This is a genomic window from Cobetia sp. SIMBA_158 (assembly GCF_046566945.1).
GTDB classification, from domain to species: Bacteria; Pseudomonadota; Gammaproteobacteria; order Pseudomonadales; family Halomonadaceae; genus Cobetia; species Cobetia amphilecti.
The window spans coordinates 1-270 of record NZ_JAWJYL010000408.1; the positions used below are offsets into that span (position 1 = coordinate 1).

Annotated in this window: 1 protein-coding gene; it reads left to right on the forward strand. The window is 73.3% G+C overall.

The annotated features are described in order from the left end of the window. The coding region (locus tag R2R70_RS20485) for an RNA polymerase sigma factor region1.1 domain-containing protein (protein ID WP_410978976.1) at positions 1 to 270 on the forward strand (270 nt) is incomplete at both ends.

A 270-nucleotide genomic window follows, 5' to 3' on the forward strand; every position in this document is an offset into this window, starting at 1 on the left:
GTGACGCATCGCGCGACGGGATGCCGGCGCGGCACGCGGCGGTGCCCACGGCCGGCCGCGACGACGGTGCAGCGCCGCACGCCGTCGCGCATCTCCATGCGCTGATCGCGGCTGGCCTGTCGCGCGGCTTCGTCACGCGCGGCGACATCATCGACGCACTGCCCGACGATGATGCGAATGACAGCGGCGTCGATGCGGTGGCGGCGGTGCTCGACGAACTCGGCATCGCGGTGTGCGACAGCGCCGATACCGCGAGCGGCTGGACGCTCG